The organism is Zobellia roscoffensis (assembly GCF_015330165.1).
Taxonomy (GTDB): domain Bacteria; phylum Bacteroidota; class Bacteroidia; order Flavobacteriales; family Flavobacteriaceae; genus Zobellia; species Zobellia roscoffensis.
The window spans coordinates 2,903,642-2,925,616 of sequence record NZ_JADDXT010000002.1; the positions used below are offsets into that span (position 1 = coordinate 2,903,642).

The following is a 21,975-nucleotide window of genomic DNA, read 5'->3' on the forward strand; positions in this document are numbered from 1 at the left end:
CAATTGTAAGAAGGTTGGAAAACTGGCAAAAAAGATGTATTTTTGCACTCCTTTTTTACAAATTCATCAAGAGCGAAAAGGAAAGATAAATTTTTACATATAACTACTTCTACGGTCATTGTTTAACTCTTGTAACATCGTAGAATACAAATTTAAGATCAGCAATGGCTGAAGAAAAAACAACAGCTCAGGTAGAAGAAACTGCTGCCGAGGTAAAACAAGAAGTAAAAGAACAAGCTCCTAAGCAAGATCCAAAAGAATTTTTGGAAAACTTTAATTGGGAGAAGTACGAAGAAGGTATTGAAAGAGTAGATGACTCTAAATTAGAGGAATTCGAAAAATTAGTAGCTGAAAATTTCGTAGATACTGCCGATGAAGAGGTAGTAGAAGGTAAGGTAGTTTATTTGACCGACCGTGAGGCGATCATAGACATCAATGCTAAATCTGAAGGTGTTATTTCTTTGAACGAATTCCGTTACAACCCTAACTTAAAAGTAGGTGATAAGGTTGAAGTTCTTATTGATATCCGTGAAGATAAGAGTGGTCAATTGGTTCTTTCTCACAGAAAGGCTAGAACCATTATGGCTTGGGATCGTGTAAATGCGGCCCATGATAAAGAAGAAATTGTTAGTGGTTTCGTTAAGTGTAGAACTAAAGGTGGTATGATTGTAGATGTTTTTGGCATCGAAGCTTTCTTGCCAGGTTCTCAAATTGATGTGAAGCCTATTCGTGATTACGATCAGTATGTTGGTAAAACAATGGAATTCAAAGTGGTTAAAATTAACCATGAATTCAAAAACGTTGTAGTATCTCACAAAGCGTTGATCGAAGCAGATATCGAAGAGCAGAAAAAAGAAATCATCAGCCAATTAGAAAAAGGACAGGTGTTAGAAGGTGTTGTGAAAAACATTACTTCTTACGGTGTGTTTGTTGATCTTGGTGGTGTTGATGGTTTAGTACACATTACGGATCTTTCTTGGAGCCGTATCAACCATCCGAACGAGGTTGTAGAATTGGATCAGAAAATCAACGTTGTTATACTTGATTTTGATGAAAACAAATCTAGAATCCAGTTGGGTATGAAGCAATTGGAGAAACATCCTTGGGATGCTTTGAGCGACGAAATCAAAATTGGAGACAAAGTAAAAGGTAAGGTAGTTGTAATCGCTGATTACGGTGCATTTATCGAAGTTGTTGAAGGTGTTGAAGGGTTGATCCACGTTTCTGAAATGTCTTGGTCTACGCACTTGCGTTCAGCTCAGGATTTCGTGAAAGTTGGTGATGAAGTAGAAGCTGTTGTGTTGACATTGGATCGTGAAGATCGTAAAATGTCTCTTGGTATCAAGCAATTGACTCCAGACCCATGGACAGATATTACTACTAAATACCCAGTTGCTTCTAAGCATTCAGGTATCGTAAGAAACTTTACCAACTTCGGTGTCTTTGTTGAGATGGAAGAAGGTATTGATGGTCTTATCTATATCTCTGATCTTTCTTGGACTAAGAAAATCAAGCACCCATCTGAGTTTGTTTCCGTAGGAGACAAAATGGAAGTTGAAGTGTTAGAGTTGGATGTTGAAGGTCGTAAGCTTAGCTTAGGTCACAAACAGACTACTGAGAATCCTTGGGATAAGTATGAAGCTGAATTTGCTGTAGATACCGTTCATAAAGCTACTATTACCGATATCGTTGATAAAGGTGCCACAATAGACTTTAACGAAGATATCACTGCTTTCATTCCGCAACGTCATTTAGAGAAAGAAGATGGTAAGAAATTAGGTAAAGGAGACGAAGCCGAATTTAAGATCATTGAATTCAATAAAGATTTCAAACGTGTTGTTGCAAGTCACACTGCTATTTTCCGTGAGGAAGAGCAGCGTAACGTTAAAGCAGCACAGAAGAAAGCTGCTGCATCTGCAGACGAGGCTAAACCTACATTAGGTGATGCTAACGAAGCGTTGCAAGCGTTGAAAGATAAAATGGAAGGTAAGGGTTAAGTCTAATCATCTATTATAAACTTAAAAATCCCCATAGCCTTTTGGTTATGAGGATTTTTTTTGGTTTACAATCTGATTATGAATGTTATTTTTTATTAATAACAACTCTTTCGTTGGTGGTCACCACCTCTCCATTTTCTAATTCTACTTCAAGAACGAATCTTTCTCCATCTTCAACTTCGTCAGTTATCTGATATGTTATATATGTAGAAACACCTGGTTCAAAGTTATCTGAATTGATATTACAAGCAATTCTGCGATTGGTATCGTAATTTACTAAGTAGAGCTTACTTATTTTGCTGTTAGAAAAGTAGCGATTAAAAGCATCGTTATCTATGGTTGATGAGTTTCCAAGAATTTCTCCACTAAAGAATATTTTCTTTTTTACAACACGTACAGTAAACTCATCGGTTGCTCCTGATTCAGATGTAACTGTGAAGGTTACATCGTTTGTGAAATCTATAGATTCATCTATACTGGGGCTAATAGTAGCACCCATCGGAAAAAAACTTGTACTTACACTTATATTGCTCAAGTCTTGGTTCTCTAAGGTGTAGTATATTAAATTACCGGTTGGTAGGCCTTCTCTATCGGATTCAGGAGCTTGCCTTGATGGTGATCCTCCAGTTTTAAACCCTGTCATATCTAAATAGAATTGTCCTAAAGTTTTACCTATGTTTAAAAATCTCACGGTATAAACAGTATTAGTCTCATCTATTATAGTTGAAATTGATTCAAGGGAAAGGTCTATAAAATCACTTTGCTTCGGTTCGGTTACAACTTCACCTATTGTAATAATTTCAATTTGGACAATTACGTTTTCTTGTAGCAAATATTCTTTTGAAACTTCAAAGATTACGGTTTTATTCTCTTCATCGATTTTCCCTACATACTTCCCTGTTTTAGTTTCGCCATCTAATTCTTGGGTGTATATTACATTGATTTCTTGTATTCCTTTTGCGAATACCGGTGTTATGGTGTATTCTACGCTAGAACCATCTTCTGCTGTAACTGTTATTTTTTCAGGTTCTTCTAGATTTATAGTGCCAAAAGGAAGGCTGAAATTAGCTTTGGTAGAAACTTCTATCCGTGGACTTAGGGAACTGGATAAATCAGCAGAAGGAGGAACGTGAATAAGAATGTTGGTTCCCTGTATTTCAGTGGTAAGTCCGGAGATTTCAAAGCTGGTAATTTGTTTTTCAGAGGATAGCGTTACGGCTTCTTCAGAGTCTGAGCAGGATGTCATTATTAAAATAAATAAGACACTCAATAATTGAATTCTTTTCACCATTTTAGATTTGAGTTTTGTGAAAAGTAAAAACGTTTGCTCCTGTTGTTTATTGTAACTGACCGATTTAGCGAGTACACTGATCCTATGAAATTTTTATTACTTCCCAAGAAAACCATATACATTTAGGATGGCGCTTTTTTTCTAAGTAGAATTCCCTATTTTTGTGAAGCTAAACCACTAAAGCAGTATGAGTCAAAAGGTACTTCTTTCTGAAAAGGAAATAAACATCATACTTCACCGTTTGGCATGTCAACTCCTCGAAAATCACCTGGATTTTAAAGATACCGTTCTTATTGGCATTCAGCCAAGAGGTACTTTTGTAGCTGATAGGTTGACAAAAATCTTGAAAGAGGAATATGGTGTAAAAGAAATTAAATTAGGTTTTCTAGACATTACCTTTTACCGAGACGATTTTAGAAGGGGAGATAAAACTCTGGAAGCGACCAAAACTAAAATAGACTTTTTAATAGAGGATAAAAAAGTAGTGCTTGTAGATGATGTGCTCTATACGGGCCGTAGTATACGATCGGCACTAACGGCAATACAATCTTTTGGAAGGCCTTCCGAAATAGAGTTGCTGACGCTTATAGACAGACGGTTTAGTAGACATCTACCTATTCAACCCAATTACAGAGGTAGGCAGGTAGATGCAATCAACAATGAAAAAGTCAAGGTTCTTTGGAAAGAGAACGATGGTGAAGACGTGATATATTTGATAAATAAATAACAATGGCGGAACTGAGTGTAAAACACTTATTAGGGATCAAATATTTAAATGAGAATGACATTCAGCTCATTTTCGAAACCGCCGATCATTTTAAGGAAGTTATCAATCGTTCTATCAAAAAGGTTCCTTCCTTGCGTGATATTACAATTGCCAATATCTTCTTTGAAAATAGTACGCGAACTAAATTATCGTTTGAACTTGCAGAAAAGAGGCTATCCGCAGATGTCATTAATTTTTCTGCAGCCCAATCTTCAGTAAAAAAAGGAGAGACCTTAATAGATACGGTTAACAATATCCTTTCCATGAAGGTAGATATGGTGGTCATGCGCCATCCTAACCCTGGCGCGGGAATATTTTTGTCCAAACATGTTAATGCATCAATTGTTAATGCAGGAGATGGAGCTCATGAGCATCCTACACAAGCATTGTTGGATTCCTATTCTATTAGGGAAAAGTTGGGGGATGTAGCTGGTAAAAATGTGGTAATTGTGGGTGATATTTTGCATTCCCGTGTAGCGTTATCGAACATTTTTGCTTTAAAATTACAGGGAGCGAATGTAAAAGTTTGTGGACCAAAGACTTTATTACCTAAACATATAGAATCATTGGGGGTAGAAGTGGAGACCGATCTAAGAAAGGCGTTGAACTGGTGCGATGTAGCTAATATGTTACGTATTCAGAATGAAAGACTGGATATTAGCTACTTCCCCACAACACGGGAGTATACCCAGCAATTTGGAGTCAATAAAAAGTTGCTAAATAGTTTGGACAAAGAGATTGTAATTATGCATCCCGGACCCATTAACCGAGGGGTTGAAATTACGAGCGATGTAGCAGATTCAAAGCAGTCTATTATATTAAATCAAGTAGAAAATGGCGTAGCCATTCGTATGGCAGTAATTTATTTACTAGCTTCAAAAATAAAATAATAAAAGTATGATTTTTGATTCAGACGGTTCTACAACTATCGTTTCTCAAGAAAATGCGACGCTTTCTATTTTCTTGAAAAACTTGAATGACGCTTATCCAAAAATAAAAAATGACAATATTGTCGTAAACCTTTTTTCCTTTTCAAAGCTAAAGGCAGATGATGTTCTTGAGTTTTTGCAAATATCCGACTTGCATAAAAAATCTAAGAAGTCGTTTGTTTTGGTGACCAATAAGGTTTCTTATGATGAGGTGCCAGATGCCATAATGGTTGTACCCACAATTCAAGAGGCTCAGGATGTTATAGAAATGGAAGAAATAGAACGTGATTTAGAAATATGAGTAACCACCACCTATCTCAAGTAAACATTGCTAAAATGTTAGCCCCTATAGACAGTCCTGTAATGGCGGATTTTGTCAAAGATTTAGACCGTATAAATGCCATAGCAGATAAAAGTACGGGGTTTGTTTGGAGGTTAAAAGGTGATGAAAATAATGCTACCGCATTACGTGTTTTTGAAGATGATTTTTTAATTATTAACATGTCTGTTTGGGAGTCTAAAGAGGCGTTGTTCAATTTTACTTATGCCTCGCAGCATGCTGGGGTGATGATGAGAAAGAAAGAGTGGTTTCATAACATGTCTGACATGCATATGTGTCTCTGGTATACAAAAGAAGGGCATGAGCCAACTCCTGAAGAAGCAAAGGAAAGACTAAAATATATTAATGAGCATGGCGAGTCGCCTTATGCTTTTAGTTTTAAAGGGCAGTTTACAGTTGAAGAAGCGCTAAACTATTCTCCTAAGAATTAGAAACATGAAATTGCATATTTTAGGTTGCTATGCAGCAACACCAAGAACGCTTACCAATCCTACTTCTCAGGTATTGGAAGTCAAGAATCATATGTTTTTAATTGATTGTGGTGAGGGTACACAAGTACAGCTTCGAAAGCATAAAATTAAGTTTTCACGTATCAATCATATTTTTATATCCCATTTACATGGTGATCATTTTTTTGGTTTGTCAGGTTTGGTATCTACTTTTAGATTATTGGGTAGGGAAAAAGAATTACATATTTACGGCCCCAAAGGAATTAAAGAGGCAATAACCCTTTTGTTGAAGCTTGGTGATTCATGGACCAACTATCAATTGTATTTTCATGAACTGACCAATAAAGGGCCTGAGGTTATTTTTGAAGACGATAAAATTACCGTAGAGACCATTCGCTTAAACCATAGAATATATACAAACGGTTTTCTGTTTAAGGAAAAACTGGGCGAACGTAAGCTGAATGTAGAAGCAGTAGCAAAACATAAGGTTGATAAAGCCTATTTTCAAAATATTAAGAATGGGAGAGATGTGGTTTTGGATAACGGTACGGTAATTCCTAATGCAGATTTAAGTTTTGACCCTCCAACTCCAAAAAGCTATGCCTATTGTAGTGATACGGCTTACAAACCAGATATAGTAGAACAAATAACAAATGCTACGGCCTTGTATCATGAGTCTACCTTCTTAGAATCTGAGGTTCATTTAGCAGTAAGAACAAAGCACTCCACAGCTAAGGAAGCAGCAGCAATTGCTAAGGCGGCCAATGTAGGACAACTTATCTTGGGTCATTATTCTACACGTTATAAATCTATAGATCTTTTTAAGGAAGAGGCTTTAGAGGTCTTTCCAAATGTAGAGCTTGCGGATGACGGTAAGTTTTTTGATTTTTAGTCCCTTTACAGCTTTTACATTACCATTCTTTTGCTGAACTTTGGTTAAAAGGATTTTAGCAAGAAGACTATGCAAAAAGATTTAGGAGATTACCGAAAATCATACGAAAAAAGTGCCCTTCTAGAAGGTGCTATTTCAGACAACCCAATGGAGTTATTTCAGAAGTGGTTCTATGAAACCGAAGCTTCTGATGGGGTTGAAGAGCCTAATGCAATGACGGTTTCCACCATTGGGTTAGATGGTTTTCCTAAAAGTAGGGTAGTATTGTTAAAAAAGTTTACTCATGAAGGATTCATCTTTTACACAAATTACCATAGTGAAAAAGGTAGGGCTATTGCTGCCAATCCCAATGTATGTGTATCTTTCTTTTGGCCTAATTTGGAAAGGCAAATTATTATAAAAGGCAAGGCTGAAAAAATTGCCGAGAATTTGTCGGATGGTTATTTTGAATCTCGTCCTGATGGAAGTAAGCTTGGTGCTATTGTTTCTGAACAAAGTTCCGTGATATTTTCTAGAGAAGTGCTAGAAGATAAGCTCAAGTCTCTTGAAAAGGAATTTGAAAACAAAGAAATTCTACGACCAAAGAATTGGGGTGGTTATATTGTGAAACCGCAGTCTATTGAGTTTTGGCAGGGTAGACCAAACCGGTTGCATGATCGTATCAGATATTCCTTAATAGATAATTTAGATTGGAAAATGGAGCGTTTGGCTCCATAGTTCATTCTCTTAGTGCCAATAGGGCTTTTTTGAATATTTTTAAAACTTTAAATCTTGGTTAAATGAAAACGTTGATAATGGTCAGGCATGGTAAATCTTCTTGGGATTATTCGGTGAGCGACCGAGATAGACCTTTGCAAGAAAGAGGAATTAATGATGCGCTTTTAGTCTCGGACAAATTCAAATCAAAAGGGAACAGAATAGATGCTGTTTTCTCAAGTACTGCAAATAGGGCGCTTCATACCTGTATGATTTTTGTACGACAATTACAGGTTCCGTTAACATCTGTTCATTTAACGAACAACCTCTACGATTTTTCAGGGGAATCGGTTTTTGATTTTATAGCAACACTTGATGATTCCTTGGATACGGTAATGATTTTTGGTCATAATCATGCTTTTACGCATGTTGCCAATTCTTTGGGAAATACTTATATTGACAACGTTTCCACCAGTGGGTTGGTGCATCTTGTTTTTGATGTAGATAGCTGGAGTTTAGTTGAGAAAGGAACCACAAAACAAACAATTTTCCCGAAAGACTTAAGATAAATGATAAAGACAAAACCGAAGTACATAAATAGAGAAATAAGTTGGCTACGTTTTAATGAAAGAGTACTTCAAGAGTGTGAAGATGAAAATGTACCATTAATTGAGCGCCTTCGTTTTTTAGGTATTTTTTCAAATAATTTGGACGAATTTTTTAAGGTTCGTTATGCTACGGTAAAACGAATTTTTGAAGCAGGAAAATCAGGTAAAAGTGTACTTGGTGGTGAGAAAGCCAAAGATTTGCTCGAAGAGATAACCAAGTTTGTAATAGAGCAACAACGTAAGAGTGTTGAGATTCTTAAGAATATTGAAAATGAACTTGAGGCTCAAGATGTCTACTTGTTAAACGAAACAGAACTTTCTGAAAAACAAGGTGAATTTGCTAAAAAGTATTTCATACAAAAAGTGAGCCCGCAACTCATGACTATTATATTAAATGATTTGGCGGAGTTTCCAATGCTTAAGGATACTGCAGCTTATTTGGCAGTTAAGATGGTCTTGAAGAGTGATGATCGTACCAAGAGTACATATGAGAAAAAAGAGAAGCGCTATGCGTTAATTGAGATTCCTAAAGGTATTGATCGTTTTGTGGTTTTACCAAAGGAGGGGAATAAAAATTATGTCATTATTTTAGATGATATTATTCGCTATTGTATGGATAGTGTTTTCCCTATGTTCGATTACAAGTCCATATCCTCACATATGATTAAGATTACTCGTGATGCCGAACTTGATATCGATAATGATTTAAGTAAGAGTTTTATCGAGAAAATATACTCTAGTGTAGAGCATAGAAAAATTAGTGATCCAGTTCGTTTTGTGTATGATAAAAATATAGAAACGGACACACTGGATTTTTTAAAGGAAAAGATGGGTATTGAAGACGCAGACAGCGTCATACCAGGAGGTAGATATCACAATAAAAGAGATTATATGGGCTTCCCTAGTTTGGGAAGGGAAGATTTAATGTATGACAAGATAGCTCCATTACCGGTAAAAGGGCTAAGCCTTGAGGGGAGTTTATTGGAACAAATAGCAGAGAAAGATTTCTTGCAATATACGCCCTATCACACGTTTTCTTATATATTAAAGTTTTTAAGAGAAGCAGCTCTTGATCCTAAAGTAAAAGCGATTAAAATAACCGTCTATCGTTTGGCTAATGATTCACAAGTAGCAGCATGTCTTTCTAATGCTGTAAAGAACGGAAAACAGGTAACTTTACAAATAGAGCTTCGTGCCCGTTTTGATGAACAGGCGAATATTAGATATGCCGAAGAACTTCAGGCGGAAGGTGTAAAACTTATTTTTGGCGTACCTGGTTTAAAAGTGCATAGTAAAATATGTATGATCGATCGCGAGGAGAATGGCGTTATGAAGCGCTATGGCTTTATTAGTACCGGTAACTTTAATGAGTCTACCGCCAGAATTTACACAGATTACACCTTGTTTACGGCTAAAGAGCCTATATTAAAGGAGTTGAACAAAGTGTTTGACTTTTTTGAGACTACCTATAAAATCAATAAATACAAGCATTTAATTGTATCTCCTCATTATACCAAGTCTTTCTTTATAAAGCTGATAGATAAGGAAATTTTAAATGCCAAAGCGGGTAAAGAAGCTTTTATCAAAATTAAGATGAATAGCTTCACCTCTTACAAGATGATAGATAAATTGTATGAGGCCAGTAATGCAGGGGTTAAAATACAATTGATTGTCCGAGGTATTTGCTGTTTAATTCCGGGTGTTGAAGGAATGAGCGAAAACATTGAAGCGATTAGCATTGTAGATAAATTCTTGGAACATCCACGTATGTTTATTTTCTGTAACGCAGGAGACACACGCGTGTTTATTTCATCTGCAGATTTTATGACCCGTAATCTTGAAAATAGAGTAGAGGTGGGTTGCCCTATTTATGATGAGGATGTAAGAGAGGAATTAATAGATACGTTTGAAATCTCTTGGAATGATAATGTTAAGGCAAGAGTTTTCAATGAAGAACAGGATAATGCATATCGCATAAATAATAAGCCTAAATTGCGCTCACAATTTGCTACGTATGATTATTATCTAGATAAATTAGGTTCTGATATTCCTACTACGGAATAAGGAATAAGGAATAATTTATGTTTCAAGTTTTAGGTATTATTTGATTTTACCTAAAACTTGAAATTTTATCCGTGAATACTTTCTTTGCTGCCTAAGTTTTTCATTATTTCGGCTTCAAAATCTAATAGGGACTGCCATTTTTTATCCACTTCTGCGCGGTCACCATATTGTCTAGCAAACTTTAAGAACATGGTATAATGTCCTGCTTCACTCACCATAAGTTTATGGTAGAAATCTGCAAGTTCCTTATCTTCAAGTTCTTCGGAGAGAAGTCTAAAGCGTTCACAACTTCTGGCTTCAATTAATGCGGCATACAAAAGACGATGTACCAATTGGGTAGTACGGCTTCCACCTTTTGGAAAGAACTTTATTAATTGAAGAACATACTCATCTTTTCGGTCACGTCCTAAGCTTTGGCCTCTTGCTGTAATTCGGTCATGGACCATTTTAAAATGGGCCATTTCCTCTCGGGAAAGTGCTATCATTTCTTCCACCAACTCCGTGTATTCCGGAAAACTAATAATTAAAGATATGGCCGTGCTTGCTGCTTTTTGCTCACAATACGCATGATCGGTCAAAATTTCATCTATATTTTTCTCAACAATATTTACCCATCTTGGGTCAGTTGGCAACTTTAAACCTAGCATAATTCAATTTTTCGTAAAATTAGCAAGAATCTTTGTAAACTATAACTTGAATTTAGCATCTTAAATATCATGTTTACCCAAAGAATAATTAGTTTTGTAGATAGTTGTTTTTTATAATACCGAAAGGCGAAAGAAAACAGGGTTGTTACCACTTGTTAAGAAACCCGAATAACAGAATATGGAATTAACCAAATTAGACCAAGAACTTCAGTCTTTGTTGAGCAGTAATTTAGACCCTGATACAAATTCATGGTTGCATTCAAAACTAGAGCAAATAATTAGTTCAAGTTCTACAAAAGATCTGTACATGACCTATAGCCTGTTGGCTAGTAAAATAGATTCAGACACTATTCTGAATTTAAGTTCGGATACGGATGAAGTAACTGAGTATTTACGTAAACAGAATGCTACAACACTTCAAATAGCCCGTATTTATCTTTTATTGAAGGTGTTGAAGGCAGATGGAAATTTCTTCGTTCCCAAAGTGGCCAATCTTATTCAAGTAGCAGATATTGGAGAACTAGAAACCTTCTTAAAATTTCTGATTCTGTTACCCGATGCTGAAAATTATAAGCAGACTGCAGTTGAGGCTTTGCGAACAAATATTTCTACCATATTTGAGGCTATAAGCATGCAGAATCCGTATCCTGCAAAATACTTTAATGATCAGCAATGGAACCAAATGTTCCTTAAAGCTGCTTTTATGCAGTTGGACCTATCTGCTATTTTAAGTATTGATGAGCGAGCGAATAAGGATTTAACACGAATTATATCTGATTACGCACATGAAAGGTGGGCGGCGTCCCGGGAAATAGAGCCTTTGTTTTGGCGGCCTGTGGCAGCATTTTTAGATGAAACCTTGTTGAAAGATATGGAGCGCTTGTTCGCAAGTGATAATCTTGTTGAAAATAAAGTAGCGGCAATGTGTTGTTATAATTCTAAAGAGCCAAAAGCCAAAGAGTTATTGGCCCAACACCCCAATTTAAAGGCTCAAGTAACGAATAAAGAAATTACCTGGAAAAATATAAAAGCTTAATATGGAAGATAAAATGATGATAATAGATCCGCATGTACACATGTCATCTAGAACTACGGACGATTATGAAGCGATGGCCGCGGCCGGAGTTGTTGCGGTAATAGAGCCTTCTTTTTGGATGGGACAGCCAAGGACTCAGGTAGGTTCTTTTCAAGATTATTACAGCAGTTTAGTAGGTTGGGAGCCGTTTAGAGCTAGTCAGTTTGGTATTCAGCATTATTGTACCATCGGTTTAAATTCCAAAGAAGCAAATAATGAGGCTTTAGCGGAACAGGTTATTGAGCTTTTACCTCTATACCTGCACAAACAGAATGTGGTGGCCATAGGTGAGATAGGTTATGATGATCAAACTCCGGCAGAGGATAAATACTTCCGTATGCAGCTGGAAATGGCCAAGGAATTGGATATGGTGGTTCAGGTACACACACCACATCGTGATAAAAAGGCGGGTACGCTTAAAAGTATGGAAGTTTGTCTGGAACATGGCCTAGACCCTGCAAAGGTAGTTATTGACCACAATAACGAAGAAACCGTAAAAGAGGTTTTGGACAAAGGTTTTATTGCTGCATTTACCATCTACCCAAAAACAAAAATGGGTAATGAACGTATGGTTGAGGTGGTACGTAAATTCGGAAGCACTAATATTATTGTAGATAGTTCTGCGGATTGGGGTGTTAGTGACCCTTTGGCCGTACCAAAAACAGCAAATCTTATGCTGAAAAGAGGTATTGCAAAAGAAGACGTTGTAAAAACCTGTTACCAAAATGCATTGGACATTTTTGGTTCTAACGGTAAAATGAAAGAGGAGCACTGGCTGAAACCTAAAGGAGTGAATCAAGCTCAACTTTTTAATGATAACAGCGTGTTAAGAGGGCAAGAGCCAAGGATAGATTCTGATCAGATTACATAATGAATTCCACATTTCTTGGATATGCGCGATTGGCAAGACCTGCTAACTTACCGACTGCAGCAGCCGATATTTTGGCTGGTGTAGCCATTGGTGGTGTTTTTGTGGCTGGTGTTACATTAGGCTTTTTAGGTTCGGAAATGTTTACGCATATACTGTACCTAGTGTTTTCGTCCGTTTTTTTATATGCCGGCGGGGTTATTCTTAATGATGTTTTTGATTTTAAGTTAGATCAAGTAGAACGACCGGAACGGCCTATACCTAGTGGGGTTGTGTCGCTAACCGCTGCAACTCTGTATGGTTCGGTTGCATTGGTTATAGGGGTGTTGTTGGCCTTTTTGGTGTCCAATATTTCGGGTGTTGTAGCAGTTGCTCTCGCTTTGGCTATACTTTTGTATGATGGGATTGCTAAAAAATATGATTTTTTTGGTCCATTGAGTATGGGGCTGTGCAGAGGTATAAATCTCTTGCTTGGAATGTCCATATTAGGAGATTTCAATTACTGGTTTATGGCTATTATTCCTATCGTCTATATCTTTGCTATCACGCTGATTAGTAGGGGGGAGGTGCATGGCGAAAACAAAAACCATATTGTATTGGCAGGTGTCCTTTATGGCATGGTAATTTTGGCCGTAGCATCAATAGCTATTTTATATACGGATGCCTTAATATTTTCGTTATTGTTTCTAGTAGTGTTTGCGTTCACGGTCTTTAGGCCTTTGGTCAAAGCCCATTCCGTAAACTCTCCTGAGAATATTAAAAAAGCGGTTATGGCAGGAGTTATATCGCTTATATTATTGGATTCGTCTATCGCTGTTGTCTTTTCAGATTGGTGGTATGGATTGATAATATTGGCATTGTTGCCGGTTTCTAAAGGCTTATCAAAACTATTTGCCGTTACTTAAGGCCAATTGTATTGGCGTTCAAAACAAATTCGATGTTTAAAACAATAGAACAGAAATTTGAGGTTTCATATCAGTATGGCCTCCACTTTACCGAAAACTTGTTCGGTGTAAAAAACACCTTGTTCAGGGATGTTATCAAAGCTTATAAAAATGAGCGTGTAAAGTTACTCTTTGTGATTGATGATGGTGTGGCCGAAGCTCATCCGGAGTTAATAAAAAACATTAAAACCTATTGTTTGCAGTATCAGGAGAATTTGGTACATACAAAAAGTATGGTGGTACAAGGTGGTGAGGCCTGTAAGAATGATGAGAGTCAGGTTGAGGCTATTCTAAAGGGGGTTAGTGAATACGCTATTTGCCGGCATTCTTTTGTAGTCGTAATTGGCGGCGGTGCGGTTATTGATATGGCAGGTTATGCCGCGGCAATTGCCCATAGAGGTGTTAAATTGATACGCATACCAACAACGGTATTATCTCAAGATGATTCTGCGGTAGGGGTTAAGAATAGTGTGAATGCTTTTGGGAAGAAGAATTTTATTGGAACTTTCGCCCCTCCATTTGCTATTATCAATGATACCGATTTTCTGAAGACTTTAGAACAGCGGGATTGGATTTCCGGTATTTCGGAGGCTCTAAAAGTAGCTCTGATTAAAGATGATGTCTTTTTTGAGTATCTAGAGAAAAACGCTCATTTATTAAAAGATAGAAATATTGAAGCTATGCAGTACACCATCTATAGGTGTGCCGAAATGCATATGCATCACATAGCACAGGGCGGAGACCCGTTTGAAAGTGGTTCTTCCAGACCTTTGGATTTTGGACATTGGGCTGCCCATAAATTAGAATACATGACCAATTATGCACTGCGTCATGGTGAAGCGGTGGCAAAAGGAATTGTTCTAGATGTTGCCTATGCGCATTTAATCGGTTTGATAAGTGAGACCGATTTAAATCGTGTGGTATGTGTTTTTCAGAATATAGGTTTTGATTTGAGTTTTCCTTTTGCCTCAGAGAAGGAAGTAACTGAATTACTAAACGGAATAGAAGAATTTCGAGAGCATTTAGGAGGGGAGCTTACGATAACTCTTATTTCAGATATTGGAGTAAAACATGACGTTCACGAAATTGATAGAGGAACGATGAAAAATGCATTGAACTTGGTAAACGAAATTTCAAAACTTAAAGTAGAGTAGCTTGCGCATAGATAAAAATTTTCAACTTACGTATTGTACCAATATCCACCCAGGATTTGATTGGAAGACCACTTTTGATAGTCTTAAGAATCATGTTCCGCAGATTAAGCAAAAAGTATCTCCTAATGCCCCTTTTGGGTTGGGTTTACGATTGTCTAATAAAGCGAGTGAAGAACTTGTCTTGAATGGAAATTTAGATGAATTTCAGCAATGGTTAAGTGAGAATCAGGTATATGTCTTTACCATGAACGGTTTTCCCTATGGTAATTTTCATAACGAACGTGTAAAAGATGATGTGCATGCACCAGATTGGACCACCCCAGAGCGATTGATTTATACGAAACGAATGTTTGATCAATTGGCATCTTTGCTTCCGGAAGGTAATACAGGTGGAATTTCTACCTCTCCTGTAAGTTATAAATATTGGCACGCTACGGAAGAGGCAACAAAATCGGCTTTTGAAACGGGTGCTAAAAGTATGGTCGAAGTCGCTATTCATCTACATAAAATAGAAAAGGAAACAGGAAAATATCTACATCTCGATATTGAGCCAGAACCGGACGGTATGTTGGAAAATAGCGATGAGGTTCTTCAATTTTTCACTGATTATTTATTGCCTATTGGTGAGACCGTGATAGGTGATGCATTAGGTTTGGATGTAGAAGATGCGAAGAAATTAATTTACCGTTATCTTACGGTTTGTTATGATATCTGCCATTTTTCATTGGCTTATGAGGAGCCAACGGAGACTTTTAAAAAATTTGAAAAAGCAGGAATTGCAATAGGTAAAATTCAAGTAAGTGCCGCTTTAAAAATTCTTTCAAATCCATCTGGTAATGAGGAAATATGGAAAGCTTTGGCACTTTTTGATGAGCCTACCTATTTACATCAAGTTACTAAAAAGGTAGATGGCAAGGTGAAAACCTATAATGACTTGCCTATTGTTCTTGAGCATAAAAAAGAGTTTGAAGAGTTACGGGCACATTTTCATGTGCCTATATTTTTAGAACGTTTTGGAGCGTTAGATTCAACACAAGACCATATTTTAAAAGTGATAAAATATTTAAAAGAACACCCTGTTTCTGAACATTTGGAGATTGAGACCTATACTTGGGACGTTCTCCCATCTGCTCTAAAAAAAGACCTTTCCGAGTCTATTATTAGGGAGATTGATTGGTTTGTAGAAAAGTTTTAGAAGATGAAGAAAACGCTAGTGATTAATGTGGTGGGCTTGACCCAGCGTCTTATTGGGGAGCATACCCCATTTATAGAATCCTTTCTAAAAAAAGGAAAATCGGCTTATATAAGTCCTGTTTTGCCTGCAGTAACCTGTTCTGCACAGTCCACCTATTTAACAGGGAAAACTCCTGAGGAGCATGGTATTGTTGGGAACGGTTGGTACTTTAAAGATGAGTGTGAGGTGAAATTCTGGCGGCAGTCTAATAAATTAGTTCAGTCCGATAAACTTTGGGACGAACTTAAAAAAGAAGATGAACATTTTACTGTGGCGAACCATTTTTGGTGGTATAATATGTATTCTTCCGTAGATTATAGTTTAACGCCCAGACCTAATTATTTGGCCGATGGCAGAAAAATACCGGATGTGTATTCATATCCTCCTGAGTTGAGAGATACGTTGCAGGATGAATTGGGTACTTTTCCATTGTTTCAGTTTTGGGGTCCTAAAACCTCTATAAAATCGAGTAAATGGATTGCTGATGCAGCTATTCGGACAGACGAGATGCATAATCCCACTTTATCATTGGTATACCTTCCTCATTTGGATTATAACTTGCAACGTCATGGATTGGATTTTGACAAGATTAAAAAAGACCTTAAAGAGATTGATAAGGTAGTGGAGCAGTTGGTAAAGCATTTCCAGGAGCGTAATGCACAAATTGTTTTGCTTTCCGAGTATGGTATAACGGATGTAAACAACCCTATACATTTAAACAGAATCTTGCGCTCTAAAGGTTATATAGCTATACGAGAAGAGCGTGGATTGGAACTTTTGGACGCTGGTCAGAGTAAGGCTTTTGCAGTTGCCGATCATCAAATTGCACATATTTATTTAAATGACCCTTCCGTAAAGCTAGAGGTAAAGGCTTTGTTAGAATCCATTTCTGGCGTGGAAAAAGTATTGACGGGCGATGAACTGCAAAAAGCGAATCTGAGTCATGAAAGAAGCGGAGACCTTGTTGTGGTTGCCGATGCTGATTCTTGGTTTACCTATTATTTCTGGTTGGATGATGCTAAGGCGCCAGATTATGCGCGTATGGTAGATATTCATAAAAAACCGGGCTATGATCCCGTAGAGATGTTGACGGATCCTAAGGATAAATTAGTGATGGCCAAGGTTGTAGCTATGTTGTTGAAGAAAAAAATGGGATTCAGAACGGTAATGAACATCATTCCTTTGGATGCAACTTTGGTTAAAGGTTCACACGGGAGGATACCGGAAGATAAAGCGGATTTTCCTATCCTAATAACCAATCAAGTCAATGCAAATTTTAATGATGATGTGGAGGCTACAGACGTATATGCAATTCTAAAGGACCATATAACGGAGTAAGTATGAAAATTTTCTTCAAAATAACGGGTGTTGTATTTGCAATTCTTTTTGCTTGGGGAGCTCTTGTACAGTATAACGACCCGGACGCCACGATCTGGTATGTAATCTACGGCTTGGCGGCTTTGGTTTCAATTCTGTTCGTGGTAAATCGTTTGAGTTTTAAAGTCGCTATTTTCTTCTGTTTATTGTCTATTATAGGGGCTTTCAAACAGTGGCCCGTTCAATTTGAAGGATTTACAATAGGTGAAGGTGAGATAGAAAATATAGAACGCGGAAGGGAAGCCTGTGGTTTGCTAATTATAGCAATAGTAATGCTTATGTATGCGCTTAGAATCCGTTTTGATAAGCGTGTGCAGCATTAAAGGTCTAGGTCGAAAGTTTGTCTGAGAAGGTCTATAGCCGGGTTTTTCTCCCTTAGTTTTTCGTATTTTTCCTCAGGAGTAAATGCGAATTTTTTAGCTATTTTTTCGTTTACGGTAATTTTAAGCTCAATAAAGTAGTTGTTGAGGTTGCTTCTTAGATGCTCCATCAAATCATATTGCTCACGCTCAATTTCCTTTTTCATGGTACCGTTAGGTAATTCAATCCAAATAGTTTTTTCTTGAATTAACTTAGGTATATCTACATTGAGGTTGGATGCTAAAATTTTTCTTCCGTCTAAATCGATTTTATGAACAAAATCGGCCCAATGTTTTTGCATTGCCTCTTCGGTGAAAGGTTCTTTCGGGAGTTTACTTTCGTCAATAGTATCGTCTTTGCGACTAAGCTCGTGTTCTTTTTTTGCTTTTAAACTAGAAATAGAAAGTCCGGATATTCGTTTTCCTCCGCCTATATTTATTTTTTTTGCTGGTGAGGCTTCGGGTTGAGGAGTGTTGGTTTCTTCTATCCTAGGTTCAGCAACAGCTCTGGTGCTAGGTGCATTTGTGGCTACTTCTTCTTGGTACTGTTGATTTTCCTGTTTTTCAACTGTAGCAGTTGTTTCAGGGGTAGTGGTTTTTGGTTGCTCCTGATTAGCGGTTGTGGCAGTTTGTGCCGGAGCTTTTTCGGGGTTACTATTTCCCTTAAAAAAGGAAGCAGGTGCTATAAAATCGATAGTGGAACCGTCTAGGACGTCAGATTCAGAATTTTTTTTTTCTGCCTCAAATCCAATTGAAGCTAATTTCATTAAGGTAAGTTCTACCAGCAGCCGTTGGTTTTTACTGGTTTTATACTTTAAATCGCAGTCATTGGCTATGTTTAAAGCTTGAAGTAAAAACTGCATACCGGTCTTTTTTGACTGCTCCAGGTAATTCTGCTTGGCTACATCACCAACTTCTAGTAAGTTAATGGTATCTTGATGTTGACAGACCATTAAATCCCTAAAATGAGAAGCTAAACCACTTATAAAGTGATGACCGTCAAAACCAAGTGATAAGGTTTTATTGAACAAAAGGAGTAACTGCGGAATGTTATGCTCAAGGATTAAATCTGTTGCCGAGAAATAGGTATCATAATCAAGAACATTAAGATTCTCCGTAACTGCTTTTCTAGTTAGTTCCTTTCCGGAAAAACTAACAACCCTGTCAAAAATAGAAAGGGCGTCTCTCATAGCTCCATCAGCCTTTTGAGCTATAATATGCAAAGCGTCATCATCAGCGACAATACCTTGATTTTCAGCAATATATTTCAAATATTCAGCAGCGTCTTTAACTGTAATTCGCTTAAAATCAAATATTTGACAACGAGAAAGTATCGTAGGTATGATTTTGTGTTTTTCCGTGGTGGCCAATATAAAAATGGCATGCTTTGGTGGTTCTTCCAACGTTTTTAGAAAAGCGTTGAAGGCCGATTGTGAGAGCATGTGCACCTCATCTATAATATATACTTTGTATTTACCAACTTGGGGTGGTATGCGTACCTGGTCAATAAGGTTACGAATATCATCTACAGAGTTGTTTGAAGCGGCATCGAGCTCAAAAATATTAAAAGCAAAGTCTTCACCTTCTTTTTCGGTACCATCAGAATTAATCTGTTTGGCTAAGATTCTGGCGCATGTAGTCTTGCCAACCCCACGTGGACCACAGAACAAAAGAGCCTGCGCCAAGTGATTGTGTTCAATGGCGTTAGTCAGGGTATTGGTAATGGCCTGCTGCCCCACAACATCTCTAAATGTTTGAGGTCTGTACTTACGTGCCGATACAATAAAGGGTTCCAAAAAAACTTGCGGTTTAGAATTTACTTTAACTCAATACTACAAATATAAAATAAGGAATGATAAGTGCCTTTTATTTCGATGGGATAAAGTCTTTATTTATCAACAATTGTACTAATTTAGCACGTTAAGCAGGCCGCCTTATCGCTGCCGTGAAAACGGGAGAGGAAAGTCCGGACACCATAGTGCAGCATAGCGGGTAACGCCCGTCGTCCGTTTTACGGAAAGGACAAGTGCAGCAGAAAGTATGTACAGGTAATGCTGTAGTGAAACCAGGTAAACTCTATGCGGTGAAACGTCATGTAAATCGGTGCTTGAGGGCTGCACGCCCGAGCCGAAGGGTAGGCGGTTTGAGACTAATAGTAATGTTAGTACTAGATAAATGATAGGGAGGTCTTTAGGGACTCAACAGAATCCGGCTTATGGCCTGCTTAATTTTTTTTGGTAATTGTTAGTCTTGGTTTGGAGCCTCAAAAAAACTAAAAACACTACTGCCGTATTTTCGTTTTTCAGAAAAATTATGGACGTGAGATAAGTCCATATGACTGGCGTGTTCAATTATGACTGCACCGTTGTTATGTAATAGCCCATTTTTAAATACCATTTCAGGTATTTTTTCAAAAGATTCTAATGGCAAATCGTATGGTGGATCTGCAAATATGATGGTTGCTTTTTCTTTTGATTTTTCAAGATAGGTAAAGACATCACTTTTAAAGGCTACAATACCCATATCAAGAGCTTCCGAAGTTTCGGTAATGAATTTTACACACCCATAATCCGCATCAACTGCGCTAATTTGTTCCGTTCCTCTAGAGGCAAACTCGTAACTGATGTTGCCCGTTCCGGCAAATAGATCAAGTACAATAAGCTCATCAAAATAATAGCGATTATTGAGGATATTGAACAGGGCTTCTTTGGCCATGTCGGTTGTTGGGCGAACTGGTAATTTTTTAGGAGCCGTTAGTCGTTTTCCTTTATGTATACCTGATATGATGCGCATTAAAAAGCATTTATTACGGTGAAATCAATAGTGTCCTCTGGTTTGTCTATGCCAGGGTGTTCTGTAAAGGACGGATAAAACATAGAAACATCCTTTACATAGTTGTAGCATAAATCATAGATATCATCATCTTTTTCAATATCACCAAACAATTTAATAGAAACTGATTCCGCATCAAGTTCTAACTGTTCCAAGGTAAAAAGGAGATAGTAGAGAAAATCTTCTTTAGTGACAAAATTAAAACTATTGAAGAGTAACAGTTTTTTTGATGCAATAATAGTCACGTCCATTTGGCGCTGAGAAGTGTGTATATAGCACACGGCATTTTTACTGATAGTTTGACCGTTCATTAATGCTTCTACCATAACAGTGCCGTTATGCTTAAAGGTAAACTCACCAAAAAGGTCGTAGATGTAGTTATTGATGTTTACAAAAGGGACATAAACATTGTTGATTTCAAAACTTTCAAGTTCATCAAAAGCTAAGTGATCGTTAGCTAATATTTTAGTATTGAACTTAAGGTAATTGGCTAGTTCGTCTTCGTTGAACAGGGTTTTGGGAACAAGACCAAATAAGTTGTTTCTGTGTACTACTACAATTTCAGAATACTGCTCTTGCTCTATTTTATGTGAAGAAAAAAGAAGTTTTAAGCGTTTTAATATTTCATAAGGAGTGAGTTCTTTTGCAAAAACCACTTTTTCAACTTCTAAAATACTATTGGCTATTGTGTCAAAAACACAAAAAGAAAGTCCATTCAAGCTAACTTGAATGGACAGTTTTTTAAAATTTTCCACTGGTTCCCCAGTATTATTTATTGTCACTTTTTTTGTCATATATAGGAGGCCAGTTTCCGGCAGTACTAACTTCACTTAAAGAACCAACTTTAACAAATGCTCCGTTTACTTCTTCAACGCCAATCTCTGCTTTTTCTTTCTTTAAAAGAGTAGGTTGCTGATCGTATAAAACAACTGACTTATCAACTTTAGCTTCAAAAACGGGAGCCTTGTAATTTCCTTTAGTAAGAACATCAGACTTCATTTCAAACTTCTCGCCATTCTTGGCGAAAGGCACCTCCATAAGGGTTTTGTAGCGATTATCATTCTTGAAAAGTGAATCTTTTACAGAAACAGTACCTAAGGTATCTATGATTTTTACTTCTTTCAATAAATCAATTTGGTATGTTTTATCGAACTCCATATAAGATGAATCTCTTTGCTGAGTAATAGTGTACTCTGCAGTATCGATAAACTTAATCAAACTGTTGAAATCTTTAGCATATCTTCTGTTGACCGTTTTATAGGCCTCTTGAGCATTTCTAATATCTTTCAATTTAGCAATAACTTGCCCGAAACGTTGTTCTTTAACTTCGTTGAATTGGATAGGGCCTGTAACTGATTGATATATAAGGTATGCCAAACCTACACAAGCAACCCACAGTACAATTTGAATTATGGTCTTCATTTCTCTAGTGTTAATTATATTTTAGTGGTTG

22 protein-coding genes and 1 other RNA gene are annotated in these 21,975 nt (G+C 37.1%); 17 read left to right on the forward strand and 6 right to left on the reverse strand.

Features of this window, described 5'->3' with window-relative positions:
- Nucleotides 1-164: 164 nt before the first annotated feature.
- On the forward strand, nt 165-1,997 hold the full coding sequence (gene rpsA, locus IWC72_RS12160) for a 30S ribosomal protein S1 (RefSeq protein WP_194526464.1): 1,833 nt from the start codon (nt 165-167) through the stop codon (nt 1,995-1,997).
- A gap of 85 nt (nt 1,998-2,082) precedes the next feature.
- Here the strand turns inward: rpsA and IWC72_RS12165 are convergent, their stop codons facing one another.
- Nucleotides 2,083-3,288, reverse strand: coding sequence for a hypothetical protein (locus IWC72_RS12165; protein WP_194529934.1), 1,206 nt, complete (start codon nt 3,286-3,288; stop codon nt 2,083-2,085).
- A gap of 187 nt (nt 3,289-3,475) precedes the next feature.
- Here IWC72_RS12165 and pyrR point away from each other — a divergent pair, with 187 nt between their 5' ends.
- From pyrR to ppk1, 8 genes are all read left to right on the forward strand, one after another.
- On the forward strand, nt 3,476-4,015 hold the full coding sequence (pyrR, locus tag IWC72_RS12170; protein ID WP_194526466.1) for a bifunctional pyr operon transcriptional regulator/uracil phosphoribosyltransferase PyrR: 540 nt from the start codon (nt 3,476-3,478) through the stop codon (nt 4,013-4,015).
- A 2-nt stretch (nt 4,016-4,017) separates the two neighbouring features.
- Nucleotides 4,018-4,944, forward strand: a complete 927-nt coding sequence (locus IWC72_RS12175; RefSeq protein WP_194526467.1) for an aspartate carbamoyltransferase catalytic subunit — start codon at nt 4,018-4,020, stop codon at nt 4,942-4,944.
- A gap of 7 nt (nt 4,945-4,951) precedes the next feature.
- Nucleotides 4,952-5,284, forward strand: a complete 333-nt coding sequence (locus IWC72_RS12180; RefSeq protein WP_194526468.1) for a ribonuclease Z — start codon at nt 4,952-4,954, stop codon at nt 5,282-5,284.
- Complete coding sequence (locus tag IWC72_RS12185; protein ID WP_194526469.1) at nt 5,281-5,754, forward strand: DUF3291 domain-containing protein; 474 nt, start codon at nt 5,281-5,283, stop codon at nt 5,752-5,754. Before IWC72_RS12180 ends, IWC72_RS12185 begins: the two co-directional genes overlap by 4 nt.
- A 4-nt stretch (nt 5,755-5,758) precedes the next feature.
- A complete protein-coding gene (locus tag IWC72_RS12190) occupies nt 5,759-6,664 on the forward strand; it encodes a ribonuclease Z (RefSeq protein WP_194529935.1) in 906 nt (301 codons plus the stop codon).
- A 69-nt stretch (nt 6,665-6,733) separates the two neighbouring features.
- A complete protein-coding gene (gene pdxH, locus IWC72_RS12195) occupies nt 6,734-7,381 on the forward strand; it encodes a pyridoxamine 5'-phosphate oxidase (protein WP_194526471.1) in 648 nt (215 codons plus the stop codon).
- A gap of 62 nt (nt 7,382-7,443) precedes the next feature.
- The gene (locus IWC72_RS12200) at nt 7,444-7,929 is read left to right on the forward strand and encodes a SixA phosphatase family protein (RefSeq protein WP_194526472.1); all 486 of its coding nucleotides are present in this window, start codon (nt 7,444-7,446) and stop codon (nt 7,927-7,929) included.
- The gene (ppk1, locus tag IWC72_RS12205; protein ID WP_194529936.1) at nt 7,930-10,032 is read left to right on the forward strand and encodes a polyphosphate kinase 1; all 2,103 of its coding nucleotides are present in this window, start codon (nt 7,930-7,932) and stop codon (nt 10,030-10,032) included. It abuts the gene before it with no gap.
- A 65-nt stretch (nt 10,033-10,097) separates the two neighbouring features.
- Here the strand turns inward: ppk1 and miaE are convergent, their stop codons facing one another.
- On the reverse strand, nt 10,098-10,679 hold the full coding sequence (gene miaE, locus IWC72_RS12210; RefSeq protein ID WP_194529937.1) for a tRNA-(ms[2]io[6]A)-hydroxylase: 582 nt from the start codon (nt 10,677-10,679) through the stop codon (nt 10,098-10,100).
- A gap of 178 nt (nt 10,680-10,857) precedes the next feature.
- Between miaE and IWC72_RS12215 the strand changes: the two genes are divergently transcribed.
- Genes IWC72_RS12215 through IWC72_RS12245 form a run of 7 tightly spaced genes read left to right on the forward strand, consistent with a single transcriptional unit; the run spans nt 10,858 to nt 17,654 of the window.
- Nucleotides 10,858-11,715, forward strand: coding sequence for an EboA domain-containing protein (locus tag IWC72_RS12215; RefSeq protein WP_194529938.1), 858 nt, complete (start codon nt 10,858-10,860; stop codon nt 11,713-11,715).
- Nucleotide 11,716: 1 nt separating this feature from the next.
- Entirely contained in the window at nt 11,717-12,625 is a 909-nt protein-coding gene (locus IWC72_RS12220) for a TatD family hydrolase (RefSeq protein ID WP_194526476.1), read from the forward strand.
- The gene (gene eboC, locus IWC72_RS12225) at nt 12,625-13,527 is read left to right on the forward strand and encodes a UbiA-like protein EboC (protein ID WP_194526477.1); all 903 of its coding nucleotides are present in this window, start codon (nt 12,625-12,627) and stop codon (nt 13,525-13,527) included. The genes IWC72_RS12220 and eboC overlap by 1 nt, the downstream gene beginning before the upstream one ends.
- Before the next feature lie 32 nt (nt 13,528-13,559).
- Nucleotides 13,560-14,720 (forward strand): 3-dehydroquinate synthase, encoded by a 1,161-nt coding sequence (locus IWC72_RS12230; protein ID WP_194529939.1) that lies wholly within the window; start codon nt 13,560-13,562, stop codon nt 14,718-14,720.
- 1 nt (nt 14,721) lies between these two features.
- Nucleotides 14,722-15,915: a metabolite traffic protein EboE gene (gene eboE, locus IWC72_RS12235; protein ID WP_194529940.1), complete on the forward strand. Its 1,194-nt coding sequence runs from the start codon at nt 14,722-14,724 to the stop codon at nt 15,913-15,915.
- A gap of 3 nt (nt 15,916-15,918) precedes the next feature.
- A complete protein-coding gene (locus tag IWC72_RS12240) occupies nt 15,919-17,292 on the forward strand; it encodes an alkaline phosphatase family protein (RefSeq protein ID WP_194529941.1) in 1,374 nt (457 codons plus the stop codon).
- Between the two features lie 2 nt (nt 17,293-17,294).
- Nucleotides 17,295-17,654: a transmembrane 220 family protein gene (locus IWC72_RS12245; protein WP_194526481.1), complete on the forward strand. Its 360-nt coding sequence runs from the start codon at nt 17,295-17,297 to the stop codon at nt 17,652-17,654.
- Here IWC72_RS12245 and IWC72_RS12250 read toward each other — a convergent pair.
- A complete protein-coding gene (locus tag IWC72_RS12250) occupies nt 17,651-19,486 on the reverse strand; it encodes a DNA polymerase III subunit gamma/tau (RefSeq protein WP_194529942.1) in 1,836 nt (611 codons plus the stop codon). The genes IWC72_RS12245 and IWC72_RS12250 overlap by 4 nt on opposite strands.
- A 125-nt stretch (nt 19,487-19,611) precedes the next feature.
- Between IWC72_RS12250 and rnpB the strand changes: the two genes are divergently transcribed.
- An RNA gene (gene rnpB, locus IWC72_RS12255) (RNase P RNA component class A) lies at nt 19,612-19,921 on the forward strand.
- Between the two features lie 13 nt (nt 19,922-19,934).
- Here rnpB and IWC72_RS12260 read toward each other — a convergent pair.
- The 3 genes from IWC72_RS12260 to IWC72_RS12270 are packed head-to-tail and all read right to left on the reverse strand — an operon-like array spanning nt 19,935 to nt 21,944.
- Nucleotides 19,935-20,483, reverse strand: coding sequence for an RsmD family RNA methyltransferase (locus tag IWC72_RS12260; protein WP_194526483.1), 549 nt, complete (start codon nt 20,481-20,483; stop codon nt 19,935-19,937).
- Entirely contained in the window at nt 20,483-21,277 is a 795-nt protein-coding gene (locus IWC72_RS12265; protein ID WP_317171407.1) for a DUF3822 family protein, read from the reverse strand. The genes IWC72_RS12260 and IWC72_RS12265 overlap by 1 nt, the downstream gene beginning before the upstream one ends.
- Nucleotides 21,278-21,290: 13 nt before the next feature.
- Nucleotides 21,291-21,944, reverse strand: a complete 654-nt coding sequence (locus IWC72_RS12270) for a hypothetical protein (RefSeq protein WP_194526485.1) — start codon at nt 21,942-21,944, stop codon at nt 21,291-21,293.
- Nucleotides 21,945-21,975: the final 31 nt, after the last annotated feature.

What these genes read in the sequence shown, in the direction of transcription:
- rpsA (WP_194526464.1), top strand. Translation starts at nt 165, where the DNA reads ATGGCTGAAGAAAAAACAACAGCTCAGGTAGAAGAAACTGCTGCCGAG.
- IWC72_RS12165 (WP_194529934.1), bottom strand. Translation starts at nt 3,288, where the DNA reads ATGGTGAAAAGAATTCAATTATTGAGTGTCTTATTTATTTTAATAATG.
- pyrR (WP_194526466.1), top strand. Translation starts at nt 3,476, where the DNA reads ATGAGTCAAAAGGTACTTCTTTCTGAAAAGGAAATAAACATCATACTT.
- IWC72_RS12175 (WP_194526467.1), top strand. Translation starts at nt 4,018, where the DNA reads ATGGCGGAACTGAGTGTAAAACACTTATTAGGGATCAAATATTTAAAT.
- IWC72_RS12180 (WP_194526468.1), top strand. Translation starts at nt 4,952, where the DNA reads ATGATTTTTGATTCAGACGGTTCTACAACTATCGTTTCTCAAGAAAAT.
- IWC72_RS12185 (WP_194526469.1), top strand. Translation starts at nt 5,281, where the DNA reads ATGAGTAACCACCACCTATCTCAAGTAAACATTGCTAAAATGTTAGCC.
- IWC72_RS12190 (WP_194529935.1), top strand. Translation starts at nt 5,759, where the DNA reads ATGAAATTGCATATTTTAGGTTGCTATGCAGCAACACCAAGAACGCTT.
- pdxH (WP_194526471.1), top strand. Translation starts at nt 6,734, where the DNA reads ATGCAAAAAGATTTAGGAGATTACCGAAAATCATACGAAAAAAGTGCC.
- IWC72_RS12200 (WP_194526472.1), top strand. Translation starts at nt 7,444, where the DNA reads ATGAAAACGTTGATAATGGTCAGGCATGGTAAATCTTCTTGGGATTAT.
- ppk1 (WP_194529936.1), top strand. Translation starts at nt 7,930, where the DNA reads ATGATAAAGACAAAACCGAAGTACATAAATAGAGAAATAAGTTGGCTA.
- miaE (WP_194529937.1), bottom strand. Translation starts at nt 10,679, where the DNA reads ATGCTAGGTTTAAAGTTGCCAACTGACCCAAGATGGGTAAATATTGTT.
- IWC72_RS12215 (WP_194529938.1), top strand. Translation starts at nt 10,858, where the DNA reads ATGGAATTAACCAAATTAGACCAAGAACTTCAGTCTTTGTTGAGCAGT.
- IWC72_RS12220 (WP_194526476.1), top strand. Translation starts at nt 11,717, where the DNA reads ATGGAAGATAAAATGATGATAATAGATCCGCATGTACACATGTCATCT.
- eboC (WP_194526477.1), top strand. Translation starts at nt 12,625, where the DNA reads ATGAATTCCACATTTCTTGGATATGCGCGATTGGCAAGACCTGCTAAC.
- IWC72_RS12230 (WP_194529939.1), top strand. Translation starts at nt 13,560, where the DNA reads ATGTTTAAAACAATAGAACAGAAATTTGAGGTTTCATATCAGTATGGC.
- IWC72_RS12240 (WP_194529941.1), top strand. Translation starts at nt 15,919, where the DNA reads ATGAAGAAAACGCTAGTGATTAATGTGGTGGGCTTGACCCAGCGTCTT.
- IWC72_RS12245 (WP_194526481.1), top strand. Translation starts at nt 17,295, where the DNA reads ATGAAAATTTTCTTCAAAATAACGGGTGTTGTATTTGCAATTCTTTTT.
- IWC72_RS12260 (WP_194526483.1), bottom strand. Translation starts at nt 20,483, where the DNA reads ATGCGCATCATATCAGGTATACATAAAGGAAAACGACTAACGGCTCCT.
- IWC72_RS12270 (WP_194526485.1), bottom strand. Translation starts at nt 21,944, where the DNA reads ATGAAGACCATAATTCAAATTGTACTGTGGGTTGCTTGTGTAGGTTTG.